Source organism: Micromonospora mangrovicola, assembly GCF_047200535.1.
Lineage (GTDB): Bacteria > Actinomycetota > Actinomycetes > Mycobacteriales > Micromonosporaceae > Micromonospora.
Map to the genome: position 1 here is coordinate 70,258 of NZ_JBJZOG010000009.1, position 13,950 is coordinate 84,207.

Genomic DNA, 13,950 nt, shown 5'->3' on the forward strand with positions numbered 1-13,950 from the left:
ATGTCACTCTTGCTCGACACGTCGGTCGGCTGCCTCGTCGGCGCCGCCGTGGGCGACGCCCTCGGCGGAGCCACCGAGACGGCCCTGCCCGAGCAGATCCGCGCCCGGTTCGGCGGCTGGGTCGAGGGGATCGTCGGCCCGTACCACGCCGACTGGGCCACCGCGCGGCCACTCGCGCCGTACCACAAGGGCGACGGGCACATCACCGACGACACGTTGATGACCCACGCGCTGGTCCGGGCGTACGCGGCCAAGCGGGACCACCTCGACGCGTACGACGTGGTGGAACTGCTCGTGCCCGACCTGATCGAGCGGGTGGTCTACATCCCGGACCTGGAGCGGGAGGGGGTGACCTTCCACCGGCTGGCCGCAGCCGAGCGGTGGCTGGTCACCCGCCTGCACCACGCGCACGCCGATCCCCGCGAGGCCGGCGTGGGCAACATCGTCAACTGCGGCGCCGCCATGTACATGGCCCCGGTCGGCATCGTCAACGCCGGCGACCCGGCCGGGGCGTACGCGGAGGCGGTGGAGATCGCCGGGGCCCACCAGCACAGCTACGGGCGGGAGGCCGCAGCGGTGTTCGCCGCCGCGGTCGCCGCCGCCGCGACGCCCGGCGCGGGCGTCGACGACGTCGTCGCCGCGACGCTCGACGTGGCCCGCGACGGCACCCGCGCCGCCATCGACGCGGTGGTCAAGGAGGCCCGGGGGTACGACGACTGGAAGGTCGCCATCCCCGCGCTGCGCGCCGCCGTCGCCCCCTACGACACGGTGGGGGAGGAGTACCGCAGCCCCGGCCTGGGCGCCCGCCGGCCGAGCCGGCTGCACGCCATCGAGGAGTTGCCGGTGGCGCTGGGCATGCTGGTGGTGGCCGGCGGCGACTACCGTGCGGCGGTGCTCGGCGCGGTCAACTACGGCCGCGACGCCGACTCCACCGCCACCATGGCCGGCGCGATCGCCGGGGCGCTCGGCGGTGCCGCGGCCGTGCCGGCCGAGTGGTCCGACACCGTCGCCTCGGCGTCCCGCACCGACCTGGTCGAACCGGCCCGGGTGCTCGCCGAGGTGGCCACCGAGGTCTTCCGGCGCGACCGGGAGCGCTTCGCCCGCCGCGCCGAGCGCTTCGGCGGGCTGGCATGAGCGTGGCGTCCGCTGCAGCGGGTGGGTTGCGGCTGACCTGGGTGCAGCCGGAGGACCTGCTGCCGCACGAGCTGGCCGCCGGCCGCGACGAGGGCCGCGATGTCGAGGCCCTCGCCCAGCGCTGGGCGGCGGCCGGCGGGGAGGTCACCGCCCCGGTCAGCGGGGCGTCGGCGGTCCCGGCGTCGCCGGAGCTGCGCGCCCTCGCCGTCGAGCTGCTCGACGCCGCCGACGCGCTGCCCGGCCCGGACGCCCCGGGCGAGCCCGACAGCCTCGACGCGGTCCGCGCCACCTGGCCGGACAACTGGCGCCTGCCGACCGCCGCCGACCGGGACCGGCTGCACGGCGCCTGGCTCGGGCGGGCGGCCGGCTGCCTGCTCGGCAAGCCGGTGGAGAAGATCCCCCGCCACGGGATCCGGGAGATCCTCTCCGCCACCGGCCGGTGGCCGCTGCGCGACTGGTTCACCGCGCAGGGGCTGCCGGCCGAGGTGGCCGCCCGCTGGCCGTGGAACCGGCGCAGCGCCCCGACCAGCCTCGCGGAGAACATCGCCGGCATGCCGGAGGACGACGACCTCAACTTCGCGCTGCTGGCGCTGCGCATCCTGGAGACCCACGGGCCCGGCTTCACCAGCGCCGACGTGGCCCAGGCATGGCTGGACTGGCTGCCCGCCGGCCGGGTCTTCACCGCCGAGCGGGTCGCCTACCGCAACCTGCTGCTCGGCCTCAACCCGCCGGACACGGCCCGCCGGCACAACCCGTTCCGGGAGTGGATCGGCGCGCAGATCCGCACCGACGTGTACGGCTGGACCAACCCCGGCCGCCCCGACCTGGCCGCCGGGGCGGCCTGGCGCGACGCCGCGGTCAGCCACGTCCGGGCCGGGGCGTACGGGGCGATCTGGGTGGCCGCCCTGGCCGCGGCGGCACCGGTCGCCGGCAACGTCGACGAGGTGCTCGACGCGGGCGAGTCGGTGCTGCCCCCGGGCAGCCGGTTCACCGCCGCGATCCGGGAGGCGCGCGCACTCGGCGCCGGCAGCGACGACTGGGAGAGCATCGTGGACACCCTCTACGAGCGGCACGGGCACCTGCACTGGGTGCACGTCCGCAACAACGCCGCCCTGGTCGCGGCGGCCCTCGCCCACGGGCGCGGCGATCTGGAACGGTCCATCTGCGCCGTGGTCAGTGGTGGCTGGGACACCGACTCCAACGGCGCCACCGTCGGCGCGGTCACCGGAGCGCTCACCGGCGCCTCCCGGCTGCCCGCGCGCTGGGTGGCGCCGCTGCACAACCGGTTGGCCAGCAGTATCGCCGGCTTCGACGGCATCGGCTTCGACGAGCTGGCCGACCGTACCCACGCCGTGGCCCACGCCGGGGGTGCCGGGTGAGCGCGAGGAGCGAGCCGGTTTTGCGAGCCCCGCAGTCGCGAACGGAGGTGGCGCCATGAGCGCCCGGGTGGTGGTGGTCGGCAGCGCCAACCTGGACCTGGTGGTCACCGCGCCGCAGCTGCCCAGGCCGGGCGAGACGGTGCTCGGCGACGACTTCCGCACCGTGCCCGGCGGCAAGGGCGCCAACCAGGCGGTCGCCGCCGCCCGGGCCGGCGCCGACTGCGACTTCGTCGGGGCGGTCGGCGCCGACGAGTTCGGCACGCAGCTGCGGGACAATCTGGTCGCCGCCGGCATCGACGTGCGGGGCCTGCGCACCGTCGACGGGCCGTCCGGCGTCGCGCTGATCGCCGTCGACCACGCGGCGGAGAACTGCATCGTGGTCGCCCCCGGCGCCAATGCCACCCTGACCGCCCTCGACGACGCCGACCGGACCGCCGTTGCCGCCGCCGACGTGCTGCTGCTGCAACTGGAGGTGCCGCCGGCGGCGGTGGGCCAGGCCGCCGGCTGGGCCCGCGACGGCGGTACCGCGGTGGTGCTCAACGCCGCGCCGGCCCGGCCGCTGCCCAGCGAGCTGCTCGACCTGGTCGACGTGCTGGTGGTCAACGAGCACGAGGCCGCGGTCGTCGCCGGGGTGTTCACCGACGAGCCCGCCGCCCTGCTGGACACGCTGGTCACCCTGGTGCCCCGGGTGGTGCTCACGCTCGGCGCGCGCGGCGCCGCGTACGCCGACCGCGGCGGGGCCCGCGTCGAGGTGCCGGCACCGAAGGTCGACGCGGTGGACACCACCGCCGCCGGCGACGCGTTCACCGGTGCCCTCGCGGTCGCCCTCGCCGAACGTGGCGGCCTCACCGCCGACACCGCCACCGCGGTGCTGCGCTGGGCGTGCGCAGCCGGCGCGGCCTGCGCCCGGCGTGCCGGCGCGTCCACCGCGCTGCCCGAGCGCACCGCCATCGAGGCGCTCTGCGCCGCCACCTACGGAGGGGCCGAGTGAGCTTCAACCCGTACGTGCCCCGGCCCATCGACCGGCCGACCGAGGTGCCGCTCGGCACGCACGCCGACCTGACCACCCTGGACGAGGCGAAGATCTTCGCCGCCCCCGACGATCCGGCCGACTGGCGGGAGCAGCTCACCCGGTGGCGGGCCGACGCCCGCGCCCGCCTCGGCTACACCGGCGCGCACTACGACGAGATCCCCGGGGACTGCTTCACCGTCTGCCTCGCCTGGCTCTGGGACGAGACGCTGTACGACCACGAGCGGGGCGTGTTCACCGTCGAGGCGTTCCTCGACGCCGCGCGGCGCGACTTCGGCGGCTTCGACGGGGTGGTGCTCTGGCACGCCTACCCGGTGATCGGGCTGGACGAGCGCAACCAGTTCGACTGGTACCGCGACGTGCCCGAGCTGCCCGACGTGGTGCGCACCTTCCAGGCCCACGGGGTCCGGGTGTTCGTGGACTACAACCCGTGGGACACCGGCACCCGGCGGGAGGCCGGCGCCGACGCCGAGGAGGTCGCCGCGCTGGCCGCCAGCCTCGGGGTCGACGGGGTCTTCCTGGACACCCTGAAAGAGGGCGCCGGTGAGCTGCGCAAGGCCCTCGACGCCGTCCGGCCCGGCCTGGTCCTGGAAGGGGAGAGCCGGGTGCCGCTGGCCCGCATCGCCGACCACGCCATGTCCTGGGCCCAGTGGTTCGCCGACTCCGACACCCCGGGCGTGCTGCGGGCCAAGTGGTTCGAACGCCGGCACGTGCTGCACCACACCCGCCGCTGGCACCGCAGCCACCTCGACGAGCTGCACTCCGCCTGGCTCAACGGCTGCGGGGTGCTGGTGTGGGAGAGCGTCTTCGGCGTCTGGGTCGGCTGGAACGACCGGGACAAGGCCGTGCTGCGCGCCATGCGGCGGGTGCAGGCCGGACACGCCGCGTGGTTGCGGTCTGGGGACTGGGTCCCGCTCGCCGACCATCCCGGCACCGGCCAGGTGTACGCGTCCCGCTGGACCCACGACGACCGGCCGCTGTGGACGGTGGTCAACCGGGGCGCCGACCACGACGGGCCGTGGCTGGTCACCGACCGCCGGCCGGAACGTTTCGTGGACCTGGTCACCGGCGCCGAGCTGACCGTCACCGAACTCGACGGCGGCCGGGTCGCCGTCGGCGGGCCGCTGCCCGCCGGGGCGATCGCCGCCGTGGTCGCCACCGACGTTTCGGTGCCCCGGCACGCGCCGCCGACCGGCGACGCGTCCTTCCCCGCCCGCGCCGCCGTCCGCACCCGCGTCCCGCAGGCCCGGCTGGCCGCCCTGCCCGACGGCATGGCCACCGTCGAGGCCGGTCGCCACGAGCTGACCGTCCACCATCGGGTCCGGGAGACCGGCCTGTACGGCGAGGCCCCCTACGTCGACGAGTGGAAGCCACTGCCGCCCCGGCTGCACCACGCCGGCACCCTGCACCGGAGCGTCCGGCTCGGCCGGTTCGCCATCGACACCCACGAGGTCACCCACGGCCAGTACGCGCGCTTCCTCGCCGCCACCGGCTACCGGCCGGTGCGACCGGAACGGTTCACCGCCGGGCAGGGCCCCGCCGACGCCCCGGTCACCGGCGTCGAGCTCGCCGACGCCCGCGCGTACGCGGACTGGGCCGGGATGCGGCTGCCCACCGAGGACGAGTGGCAGGTGGCCGCCGGGGCCGGACTGCTCGTGCGGCGGGAACCCCTGGTGTGGAACCTGACCGAAAGTGAACACACCGATGGGCGGACCCGGTTCGCCATCCTCAAGGGCGGCTGCGCGTACCGGGCCGAGGGCTCCGACTGGTACCTCGACGGCGGCCCGCAGCCCCCCGACGTCTCGGTGAAGCTGCTGCTCACCGGTGCCGGCCTCACGCGCTCCACCTCGGTCGGCTTCCGCTGCGCCGCCGACCTGCCCGGGGCGGCGTGATGACCGCACCGCTGCACGGGATCAAGGTCGTCGACCTGGCGACCCTGTTCGCCGGGCCGCTCGCCGCCGCGTTCCTCGGCGATTTCGGCGCCGACGTGATCAAGGTGGAGCACCCGGCCAAGCCCGACCCGTCCCGGGGCCACGGCCCCGCCAAGGACGGGGTCGGCCTGTGGTGGAAGGTGCTGGGCCGCAACAAGCGCACGGTCACCTGCAACCTGTCCGACCCGCAGGGCGCGCAGCTGCTGCGCCGGCTGCTCGCCGACGCCGATGTGCTGGTGGAGAACTTCCGCCCCGGCACCCTGGAACGCTGGGGCCTCGGCCCGGACGAGCTGCACGCGGTCAACCCGCGGCTGGTCATCGCCCGGATCAGCGGCTTCGGCCAGCTCGGTCCGTACGCGCCCCGGCCCGGCTTCGGCACCCTCGCCGAGGCGATGAGCGGGTTCGCCGCCGCCACGGGCGAACCCGACGGGCCGCCCACCCTGCCCCCGTTCGGGCTCGCCGACTCGGTGACCGCGCTCGCCGGCGCGTACGCGGTCATGCTGGCCCTGCGCTCCCGCGACCTGTCCGGCCGGGGCCAGGTGGTCGACCTGGCCATCATCGAACCGATCATGGCGATGCTCGGCCCGCAGATCACCTGGTACGACCAGCTCGGCTACGTCCAGCCCCGGCTGGGCAACCGGTCGAACAACAACGCCCCCCGCAACACCTACCGCTGCGCGGACGGGCGGTGGGTGGCGGTGTCCACCAGCGCGCAGAGCATCGCCGAGCGGGTCATGCGCCTGGTCGGCCGGCCCGAGCTGGTCGACGAGCCGTGGTTCGCCACCGGCAGCGGCCGGGCCGCGCACGCCGACGAACTCGACGCCGCGGTCGGCGCCTGGGTGGCCCGGCGTGGCCGGGACGAGGTGGTGGCCGCCTTCGAGGCGGCCCAGGCGGCGGTCGCCCCGGTCTACGACGTGCGGGACATCCTCACCGACCCGCAGTACGCGGCGCTCGGCACCGTGGCCACCGTCCCCGACGAGGAACTGGGGGAGGTCCGCATGCAGAACGTCCCGTTCCGGATGTCGGCCAGCCCTGGCGAGATCCGGCACGCCGGCCGCCGCCACGGCCAGGACACCGAGGCGGTTTACCGGGCGCTCGGCCTGACCGCCGAGGAGCTGGCGACGCTGCGCGAACGCGGGGTGATCTGATGCTGCTCACCTGGCTCTACGTGCCCGGCGACCGGCCCGACCGGTTCGCCAAGGCGGTCGCCTCCGGCGCCGACGGGGTCATCCTCGACCTGGAGGACGCCGTCGTCGCCGGGCGCAAGGCGTACGCCCGCGACGCGGTCGCCGAGTTCCTCGCCGGGCCGCAGCCGCTGCCGGTCCAGGTCCGGGTCAACGAGCTGACCGGCCCGGACGTCGACGCCGACCTGGCCGCGGTCGCCGCCGCCCCCGGGCTCGCCGGGTTGCGGCTGCCGAAGGTGGAGTCCGCGGCGACGGTCGCCGCCGTCGCCGCCCGGGTCGACACCCCGCTGCACCCGCTGATCGAGTCGGCGGTGGGCCTGGAGTCGGCGTACGCCATCGCGGGCGCGCACCCCGCGGTGGCCTCGCTGGGGCTCGGCGAGGCCGACCTCCGCTCCGACCTGGGCGTCGCCGACGACGGCCTGCTCTGGGCGCGCGGCCGGATCGTGGTCGCGTCCCGGGCGGCCGGCCTGCCGCCGCCGGCCATGTCGGTGTACGCGAACGTGGCGGACCTCGACGGGCTGGCCGCCTCGTGCGCCGCCGGGCGGCGGCTCGGTTTCCTCGGCCGGGCGGCCATCCACCCGCGCCAGCTTCCGGTGATCGCCGAGGCGTTCCGCCCGGCCGACCGCGAGGTGGCCCTGGCGCGGGAACTGCTCGCCGCGGTCGCCGACGCGCAGACCCGCGGCACCGGCACCGTGGTGCTGCCGGACGGTCGCTTCGCCGACCGGGCCATGGTCGCGGCGGCCCGTCGGGTGGTCGACCTCGCCGCCCGCTACGCCGCCTGACCGGCTCGCCCGTCCGGCGCAGGACGCCCGCGGCGCACCGGGCCGCTCAGCCGGCCAGCTCGGCCAGCGGTCCGGTCGGCAGGGCGATCCAGCCCTCCACCCGGGCGAGCGGCAGGTCCGCCGGCGCGGGCCGGCTCACCCGCCCGAGGGCGGCGGCACGGGCGGCCAGGGCGGCGACCACCGCGTCGAGGGCGTGGTCGCTGCGCCGGCACGCCGCCTCGTGCCCGCCGAGCCGGAGCCAGGGCGCCGCCCCTGTCAGCCGGTCGACCAGTTCGCCCAGCGCGGGGCCGTTGCCGGTGCCTTTGTATCGGCGGTGGGGGAGCTCCCACAGCTTCAGCGACCCGGCCGGGTAGACCTCCACCACGGCGCCGGCTCCGCTCCGGTCGACGGGCCGCCCCCTCGCGGCCAGCGCGGCCAGCAGCGCCGCGCAGCGCATCGCGGTGTGCGCGATCCGGTCTGCGGCGACACTCAACGGCAGGTGACCGGTGGTGTGGTGGGTGAGCAGATCCGTCCGCCGCCACGCCAGTTCCCGGCGCCACTCCCGTCCGACCAGCTCGGGGGTGACCAGGGAGCCGGCGTGATGGGCGACGAGGAACTCCACGAACGGCGCGGGCCAGCCCAGCGGACAGTCGATCCCTGTCTTGTCGGCCGGTGCGAGCGCGGCGAGCAGGGCGTCGTCGTCGGCGCGTTCGGTCAGCGCCTCCAGCGTCGCGCATTCGTCCGTCCAGCGCACGGAGGCGACCGCGGTGGTGCGGGGTTCGGCGGCCAAATCGATTCCGACGGTCAGCACCGGCCCACCCTAGGCCGGCCCGGCCTGGCGGGGCACTCGTGCCGCCCCGCCAGGCCGGGCTCACCGGTCGTCCTCCGTGCCGATGATGCGGGTGAGCTGGTCGACCCGGCGCAGCCGGCCGTCCGGGGCCAACTGGCCGAACATGTGGATCTCGGTGATGACGTCGCGGCCGCGGGACAGCGCGATCAGCGTGTAGCGGGCGGCCACCCGGTCGCCGCAGACCAGAGCCTCGTGGACGTCCACCTCGCAGCGGGTCACCGTGCGGCGGACCGGCCGGGCGTGCGCCGTCAGGCGCTCCCGGTCGAGGTGGAGCCCGTCGCTGTACCAGGCGATGTCGGGGGTGTGGTAGCGGTCGGTCACCACACCCGGGTCCTCGTCGCCGAAGGCGATCTCCTGCACGTACGCCCGCAGATAGTTCGTCAGGTCGTCGCGCGGGCTGGGGGATGAATCGGTTGACATGGCGTCCCTTCGATCCCTACCTCTGACGTTGCTGTCAAGGCTAGGGGGTCTTCGGTAGTCTTGACAACCGTGTCCGAGCAAAGTTCTCCCGGGCGGCGCCGGCGGGTCCGCGCCGAGGCCCGTCGCAGTATTTCGGCCATTCTCGACGCCGCCGTCCGGGTGCTCAGGGACCGACCACAGGCCACCATGGAGGATTTCGCCACCGCCGCAGGCCTGTCCCGGCAGACCGTCTACGCGCACTTCCCGTCGCGGGATGCGCTCATTACCGCCGTCTACCAGCGGATGACCGACGAGGTCCTCGCCGCCCTCGACGAGGCGCAACTCGACGAGGGGTCGGCGTCGGAGGCGCTGCTGCGCCTGCTGCGGGTCAGCTGGGGAACCTTCGACCGCTACCCGACCCTGCCACCGCCACCCGGCGCGGCCGACGTCGAGCTGCACCAGCCCGTCTTCGACCGGCTCTCCCGGCTCATCCGGCGGGGACAGCGGGTCGGCGAGTTCGATGCCGACGCCACACCCGGCTGGCTCTTCGCCGCCACCATCGCGCTCGGCCACGCCGGCTGGGCGGAGGTCACCGCCGGCCGGATGTCCGCCGCCGACGCGGCCGCCGCGGTGCAGACCGCTGTCCTACGGGTGTACGGGGCGAAGGCGCCCGCCTCCTGAGCCCGCGCCGTCTCAGCCGCTGTCGTCCGCCCACTCGACGCCCGGCCATCGGCCCGCCGCGGCGAGGAAGTGCGCGACGAGCGCGGGCAGCCGGTCGACCTCCACCGTGTCCCGGTCGGCGTACCGGTCGACCTGGCCGTTGTTCAGCCTGTACTCGCCGACCACGTCCGGTGGAGCGGTCGGGTCGACGGCGTGGCGGCCCACGTCGCCCGGCTCGCGCAGGTGCAGCACCAGCGCGCGGCGCCCGCCGACGACCACGCCCAGCACCGCCCCCTGAGGATGCTCCCACCACACCTCGCCGCGCCCGGCGGAAACCACCCGGCTGAGGCGGTTCACGGGACGGGCCAGGTGACGGCGACGGTGGTGTGCCGGCGGGGCAGCAGGAGCCGCGGACTCTCGGTCGGGGCCAGGGCGGTGCCGGCGCGGTGCACGGTGATGCGCGGCCCCGGGCCGTGCCGGTGGCGCCGGTCCCAGGCGTCGAGGAGGTGGAGCAGGTCGACCACGAGGCGTTCGGCGTGCGGCCCGAAACCCTGCGCGCCGAACTGCCAGGCGTCGGCGTCGATCTGCCGGAGGGCGAGATGGGCCAGGCTGTCCGCCGAGACCAGGGTGGGGCAGGCGGTCGAGTTCTGCGGCCGGAGCCGCCCACCCACCCGGGACGGGTCGACGGCGAGCAGGCCGTACGGTCGCGGCTGGCTGGCCAGCCACAGGTGCAGCGAGTCGAACGGCTCGGTCGCCGACGTGGTGACCGCCGACCACGCCTCCCACAGCGGCCCGTCGAGCGCGGCGCCGAGGACCGCGGGGTCGACGTCGGTGGCGTTGTCGTCCACCGCCAGCACGACCGCGTCACCGCGCAGCGGCAGTCGCCGTACCGCCCGGGCCCCGGCACCCTGCATGGGCACGAACCCGCATGGCAGCGCGGAGGCGGCGACCAGGTGGTCGCCGTCGCGGATCAGGGCCACGCTGCGGGTGTTGCCCCGGATGCGCAGCGGCGCGACGAGGACGCCGCCGGGTGCGAGCTGGTCCGTCCACGCCGGTGGGACGTCGCCGGCCTCGACGGTGACGATGACGGCGTCGTACGGCGCGGCCGCCGGGTGGCCGTACTCGCCGTCGGTCTCGACGACGCGCACCTGCGGGTAGCCGGCGCGGGCCAGGGCGGCGCGGGCGTGCCCGACCACGTACGGGTCGATGTCGATGCTGGTGATCCGCCCGTGCGGGCCGACGACCTCGGCGAGCAGGGCCGCGTGGTAGCCCCCGGAGCCGACCTCCAGCACCCGGGCGCCGGGAAGCAGCGCCGCCTGCTCGATCATCAGTGCCTGCAACCAGGGCGCCGACACCGAACTGGTGGCCCGGCCGCCCGGGTCGCGCCGGGTCACCACCACCTGGTCGGCATAGGCGGTCGCCAGGTCGGTGCCGGCGGGCACGAACGCCTCCCGGGGCACCGTCCGGAACGCCGCCTCGACCGCGGCCGATCTGACCGCACCACCGGCCACAAGGGCGTCCGCCAGCGCCTGGCGCAGCTCATGAGCAGTGGTCACCGGGGTCCTCTCGCACGGGCTGTGCCGGCTCGGCGGATCAGCCTCGCCGCAGGATCGCGTAGACCACCCGGCTGGCGCCGAACTCGGAGACGGTAACCAGTTTCCGGCCGTACGCCTCGAGCACCTCGGCGGCCGCCACCGTCTGGGTGACCGCGTCGGCGCTGGCCGCATGGGCGACGACCAGCAGCAGCCGGTAGGGGTAGGCGCGGAGGTCGACCTCGTTGCCGAGGATCGCGTGGGCAGGAACGGTGCGGCTGCGGACGATCCGATCGAGGCTTGCCCGGGCGGCCATACCGGCACCATATCGTCGGCCTGCGACAGCGCGACGCAACGCCCTCCGGGCTTGCGGGCCGGCGTGGGCCCGATCGTCGCCCGGCAGCTCCAACAACTCCCTGACCGTCCGCCGGCGCTCCTCGACGTTGGTCTGCGAGCAGGCGGCCAGCGGGTTCAGCTCCACCTCGCTGCCATCAACCAGGTGGAGGAGGTGCACCTGCCCCCCGGCCAACGGCCCGCAGGTCACGTTCCGGATGACCCACCGGTGGAGTCGACGCCGCCATTGCGGCCCCACCCCGGATCCGGCGTCCGGCCCCGAACAAAGATTGCACTGTGCAAGGAATCTCCCCGTCGGCGTGGTTGCCGACCTCCCGGCCGGGGTAGCGACCTCCATGGCGCACACATCGCAAGGAGGCCCCCCATGGCACAACCGCACGTCGTCATCGTCGGCGCGGGCTTCGCCGGGTTCCACGCCGCGCGGCGGCTGTCCCGCGTCGCCCGGGGCCGCGCCGACGTCACCCTGGTGAACCCCACCGACTACTTCCTCTACCTGCCGCTGCTGCCCGAGGTGACCGGCGGCGTCCTCGACCCCCGGCACGTCGCCGTGCCGCTCACCGCAGCGCTGCCCGGCGTTCGGCTGGTGCTCGGGGAGGTCGACGAGCTGGACGTGACCGGCCGGCGGGTCGGCTACCGGGATCCCACCGGCAGGCGGGACGGCCTCCGGTACGACCGGCTCGTGCTCGCCGCCGGAAGCGTCAACAAGCTGCTGCCGATCCCCGGCGTCGCCGACCACGCGCACGGCTTCCGGGGCATCCCGGAGGCGCTCTACCTGCGCGACCATTTGATTCGCCAGCTGGAACTCGCCGACGCCGCCGACGACCCGGGCGAGCGGGCCGCGCGCTGCACCTTCGTGGTGGTCGGCGCCGGCTACACCGGCACCGAGGTCGCCGCGCAGGGGCAGCTGTTCACCGAGGAACTGGCCCGCCGCCACCCCCGGCTGGCCGACGTGCCGATCCGCTGGCTGCTGCTGGACACCGCCGACACGGTGCTGCCCGGCATGCAGCCCCGGCTCTCCGCCACCGCCGGACGGGTGCTGCGCGACCGCGGCGTCGAGGTCGACCTCGGCGTCTCGGTGCAGGAGGCCACCGCCACCGGCGTACGGCTGACCGACGGCCGGACGCTCGCCACCCACTCACTGATCTGGTGTGTCGGGGTACGCCCCGACCCCCTCGTGGAGGCCACCGGCCTGCCGGTGGACCACGGCCGGCTCAAGGTCGACGAGTACCTGGCCGTGCCCGGGCACCCGGAGATCCTGGCCTGCGGCGACGCCGCCGCCGTGCCGGACCCGCAGCATCCGGGCCGGGCCACGCCGATGACCGCGCAGCACGCCGTACGCCAGGGCCGGCTCGCCGCCGACAACATCGCGGCCAGCTACGGCACCGGCCGCCGGCGTCCCTACCGGCACCGGGACCTCGGCTTCGTGGTCGACCTCGGCGGCTGGCAGGCGGCCGCCGCCCCGCTGCACGTACCCCTGTCCGGGGCTCTCGCGCGGGCGGTGACCCGCGGCTACCACCTGGCCGCGCTGCCGGCCGGCCGGGCCCGGGTGGCCGCCGACTGGCTGCTCACCGCGTTGGGCTCCCGCCCGGCCGTCGGCCTCGGCCTGGTGCCCGGGCCGGCCGTGCCGCTGGAGACCGGCGCCCCGGAAACCCTGCACGCCTGAGAGGAGGCGCCGTGCGCGCCCTGACCGTCGTCCCGCAGAACGCCGACACCGCCGCCCTGACCGAGCTGCCCGACCCCACCCCGCACCACGGGGAACTGCTGGTCAAGGGGATCGCGCTGGGCATCTGCGGCACCGACAAGGAGATCGTCCAGGGCCGGTACGGCTGGGCCCCACCCGGCCGCGACCGGCTCGTCCTCGGCCACGAGTCCCTCGGCCGGGTGCGCCACGCCCCGGCCGGCGCCGACTTCGCCGACGGGGACCTGGTCGTCGGGGTGGTCCGCCGGCCCGACCCGGTGCCCTGCGGCGCCTGCGCCCGTGGCGAGTTCGACATGTGCCGCAACGGCCGCTACACCGAGCGGGGCATCAAGGAGCGCGACGGCTACGGCAGCGAACTGTGGACCGTGGAGACCGGCTACGCGGTCAAGCTCGATCCGAAGCTGGCCCGGGTCGGCGTGCTCATGGAACCCACCAGCGTGGTCGCCAAGGCCTGGGAGCAGGTCGACCGGGTCGGCGCCCGCTCCTGGTACGAGCCGCGTACCGCGCTGGTCACCGGCGCCGGGCCGATCGGCCTGCTCGCCGCCCTGCTCGGCGTCCAGCGCGGCCTCGACGTACACGTGCTCGACCTGGCCGACGACGGCCCGAAGCCGGCGGCGGTGGCCGCGCTCGGCGCCACCTACCACAGCCAGCCGGTCACCGAGGTCGCCGACAAGCTCCAGCCGGACGTCGTCATCGAGGCCACCGGCGTCGGCCGGGTGGTCGTCGACGCGATGAACGGCACCGGCGCGTACGGGATCGTCTGCCTCACCGGCGTCTCCTCCGGCGGCCGGACCATCCCGGTCGACGCCGGCGCCACCAACCGGGCTCTCGTGCTGGAGAACGACGTGGTGATCGGCTCGGTCAACGCCAACCTGCGGCACTACGCGGCCGCCGCCGACGCCCTCGCCGCCGCCGACCCGGACTGGCTGGAACTCCTGGTCACCCGCCGGGTGCCACTGAGCCGGTTCGCCGAAGCGCTCAGCGCGCGACCCGACGACATCAAGGTCGTCGTCACCTTCGACTGAGAGGAGCCCGCC

At 75.6% G+C, this 13,950-nt stretch carries 14 protein-coding genes; 9 read left to right on the top strand and 5 right to left on the bottom strand.

Annotated elements, in window-relative coordinates:
* The 6 genes from ACL02O_RS06185 to ACL02O_RS06210 are packed head-to-tail and all read left to right on the top strand — an operon-like array spanning window position 1 to window position 7,440.
* Window positions 1-1,134: an ADP-ribosylglycohydrolase family protein gene (locus tag ACL02O_RS06185; RefSeq protein WP_412816982.1), complete on the top strand. Its 1,134-nt coding sequence runs from the start codon at window positions 1-3 to the stop codon at window positions 1,132-1,134.
* Window positions 1,131-2,513 carry an ADP-ribosylglycohydrolase family protein gene (locus ACL02O_RS06190; RefSeq protein WP_412816983.1) on the top strand — a complete coding sequence of 461 codons (1,383 nt, stop codon included), beginning with the start codon at window positions 1,131-1,133 and terminating at the stop codon, window positions 2,511-2,513. Before ACL02O_RS06185 ends, ACL02O_RS06190 begins: the two co-directional genes overlap by 4 nt.
* A 55-nt stretch (window positions 2,514-2,568) precedes the next feature.
* Window positions 2,569-3,504, top strand: coding sequence for a ribokinase (locus ACL02O_RS06195; RefSeq protein WP_412816984.1), 936 nt, complete (start codon window positions 2,569-2,571; stop codon window positions 3,502-3,504).
* The gene (locus ACL02O_RS06200; protein WP_412816985.1) at window positions 3,501-5,435 is read left to right on the top strand and encodes an SUMF1/EgtB/PvdO family nonheme iron enzyme; all 1,935 of its coding nucleotides are present in this window, start codon (window positions 3,501-3,503) and stop codon (window positions 5,433-5,435) included. The genes ACL02O_RS06195 and ACL02O_RS06200 overlap by 4 nt, the downstream gene beginning before the upstream one ends.
* Window positions 5,435-6,622, top strand: a complete 1,188-nt coding sequence (locus ACL02O_RS06205) for a CaiB/BaiF CoA transferase family protein (protein ID WP_412816986.1) — start codon at window positions 5,435-5,437, stop codon at window positions 6,620-6,622. Before ACL02O_RS06200 ends, ACL02O_RS06205 begins: the two co-directional genes overlap by 1 nt.
* Complete coding sequence (locus tag ACL02O_RS06210) at window positions 6,622-7,440, top strand: HpcH/HpaI aldolase/citrate lyase family protein (RefSeq protein ID WP_412816987.1); 819 nt, start codon at window positions 6,622-6,624, stop codon at window positions 7,438-7,440. The genes ACL02O_RS06205 and ACL02O_RS06210 overlap by 1 nt, the downstream gene beginning before the upstream one ends.
* Before the next feature lie 46 nt (window positions 7,441-7,486).
* Here the strand turns inward: ACL02O_RS06210 and ACL02O_RS06215 are convergent, their stop codons facing one another.
* Both ACL02O_RS06215 and ACL02O_RS06220 read right to left on the bottom strand, forming a co-directional pair.
* Entirely contained in the window at window positions 7,487-8,230 is a 744-nt protein-coding gene (locus ACL02O_RS06215; protein ID WP_412816988.1) for a DUF429 domain-containing protein, read from the bottom strand.
* Between the two features lie 60 nt (window positions 8,231-8,290).
* Entirely contained in the window at window positions 8,291-8,689 is a 399-nt protein-coding gene (locus ACL02O_RS06220; protein WP_412816989.1) for a nuclear transport factor 2 family protein, read from the bottom strand.
* Window positions 8,690-8,758: 69 nt separating this feature from the next.
* Here ACL02O_RS06220 and ACL02O_RS06225 point away from each other — a divergent pair, with 69 nt between their 5' ends.
* On the top strand, window positions 8,759-9,349 hold the full coding sequence (locus tag ACL02O_RS06225) for a TetR/AcrR family transcriptional regulator (RefSeq protein WP_412816990.1): 591 nt from the start codon (window positions 8,759-8,761) through the stop codon (window positions 9,347-9,349).
* A gap of 12 nt (window positions 9,350-9,361) precedes the next feature.
* Here the strand turns inward: ACL02O_RS06225 and ACL02O_RS06230 are convergent, their stop codons facing one another.
* From ACL02O_RS06230 to ACL02O_RS06240, 3 genes are read right to left on the bottom strand one after another with little or no spacing between them, the layout of a single operon-like run.
* Window positions 9,362-9,685 carry an Imm1 family immunity protein gene (locus ACL02O_RS06230; RefSeq protein WP_412816991.1) on the bottom strand — a complete coding sequence of 108 codons (324 nt, stop codon included), beginning with the start codon at window positions 9,683-9,685 and terminating at the stop codon, window positions 9,362-9,364.
* Window positions 9,682-10,884 (bottom strand): methyltransferase, FxLD system, encoded by a 1,203-nt coding sequence (fxlM, locus tag ACL02O_RS06235; RefSeq protein WP_412816992.1) that lies wholly within the window; start codon window positions 10,882-10,884, stop codon window positions 9,682-9,684. Before fxlM ends, ACL02O_RS06230 begins: the two co-directional genes overlap by 4 nt.
* A gap of 37 nt (window positions 10,885-10,921) precedes the next feature.
* The gene (locus ACL02O_RS06240; RefSeq protein ID WP_412816993.1) at window positions 10,922-11,176 is read right to left on the bottom strand and encodes a transcriptional regulator; all 255 of its coding nucleotides are present in this window, start codon (window positions 11,174-11,176) and stop codon (window positions 10,922-10,924) included.
* Between the two features lie 402 nt (window positions 11,177-11,578).
* Between ACL02O_RS06240 and ACL02O_RS06245 the strand changes: the two genes are divergently transcribed.
* Together ACL02O_RS06245 and ACL02O_RS06250 are read left to right on the top strand one after the other, a co-directional pair.
* Window positions 11,579-12,877, top strand: coding sequence for an NAD(P)/FAD-dependent oxidoreductase (locus ACL02O_RS06245; protein WP_412816994.1), 1,299 nt, complete (start codon window positions 11,579-11,581; stop codon window positions 12,875-12,877).
* 11 nt (window positions 12,878-12,888) lie between these two features.
* On the top strand, window positions 12,889-13,938 hold the full coding sequence (locus ACL02O_RS06250) for a glucose 1-dehydrogenase (protein WP_412816995.1): 1,050 nt from the start codon (window positions 12,889-12,891) through the stop codon (window positions 13,936-13,938).
* Window positions 13,939-13,950: the final 12 nt, after the last annotated feature.

Coding starts and splice junctions, on each gene's coding strand:
- ACL02O_RS06185 (WP_412816982.1), top strand. CDS start 1: ATGTCACTCTTGCTCGACACGTCGGTCGGCTGCCTCGTCGGCGCCGCC.
- ACL02O_RS06190 (WP_412816983.1), top strand. CDS start 1,131: ATGAGCGTGGCGTCCGCTGCAGCGGGTGGGTTGCGGCTGACCTGGGTG.
- ACL02O_RS06195 (WP_412816984.1), top strand. CDS start 2,569: ATGAGCGCCCGGGTGGTGGTGGTCGGCAGCGCCAACCTGGACCTGGTG.
- ACL02O_RS06205 (WP_412816986.1), top strand. CDS start 5,435: ATGACCGCACCGCTGCACGGGATCAAGGTCGTCGACCTGGCGACCCTG.
- ACL02O_RS06210 (WP_412816987.1), top strand. CDS start 6,622: ATGCTGCTCACCTGGCTCTACGTGCCCGGCGACCGGCCCGACCGGTTC.
- ACL02O_RS06220 (WP_412816989.1), bottom strand. CDS start 8,689: ATGTCAACCGATTCATCCCCCAGCCCGCGCGACGACCTGACGAACTAT.
- ACL02O_RS06240 (WP_412816993.1), bottom strand. CDS start 11,176: ATGGCCGCCCGGGCAAGCCTCGATCGGATCGTCCGCAGCCGCACCGTT.
- ACL02O_RS06245 (WP_412816994.1), top strand. CDS start 11,579: ATGGCACAACCGCACGTCGTCATCGTCGGCGCGGGCTTCGCCGGGTTC.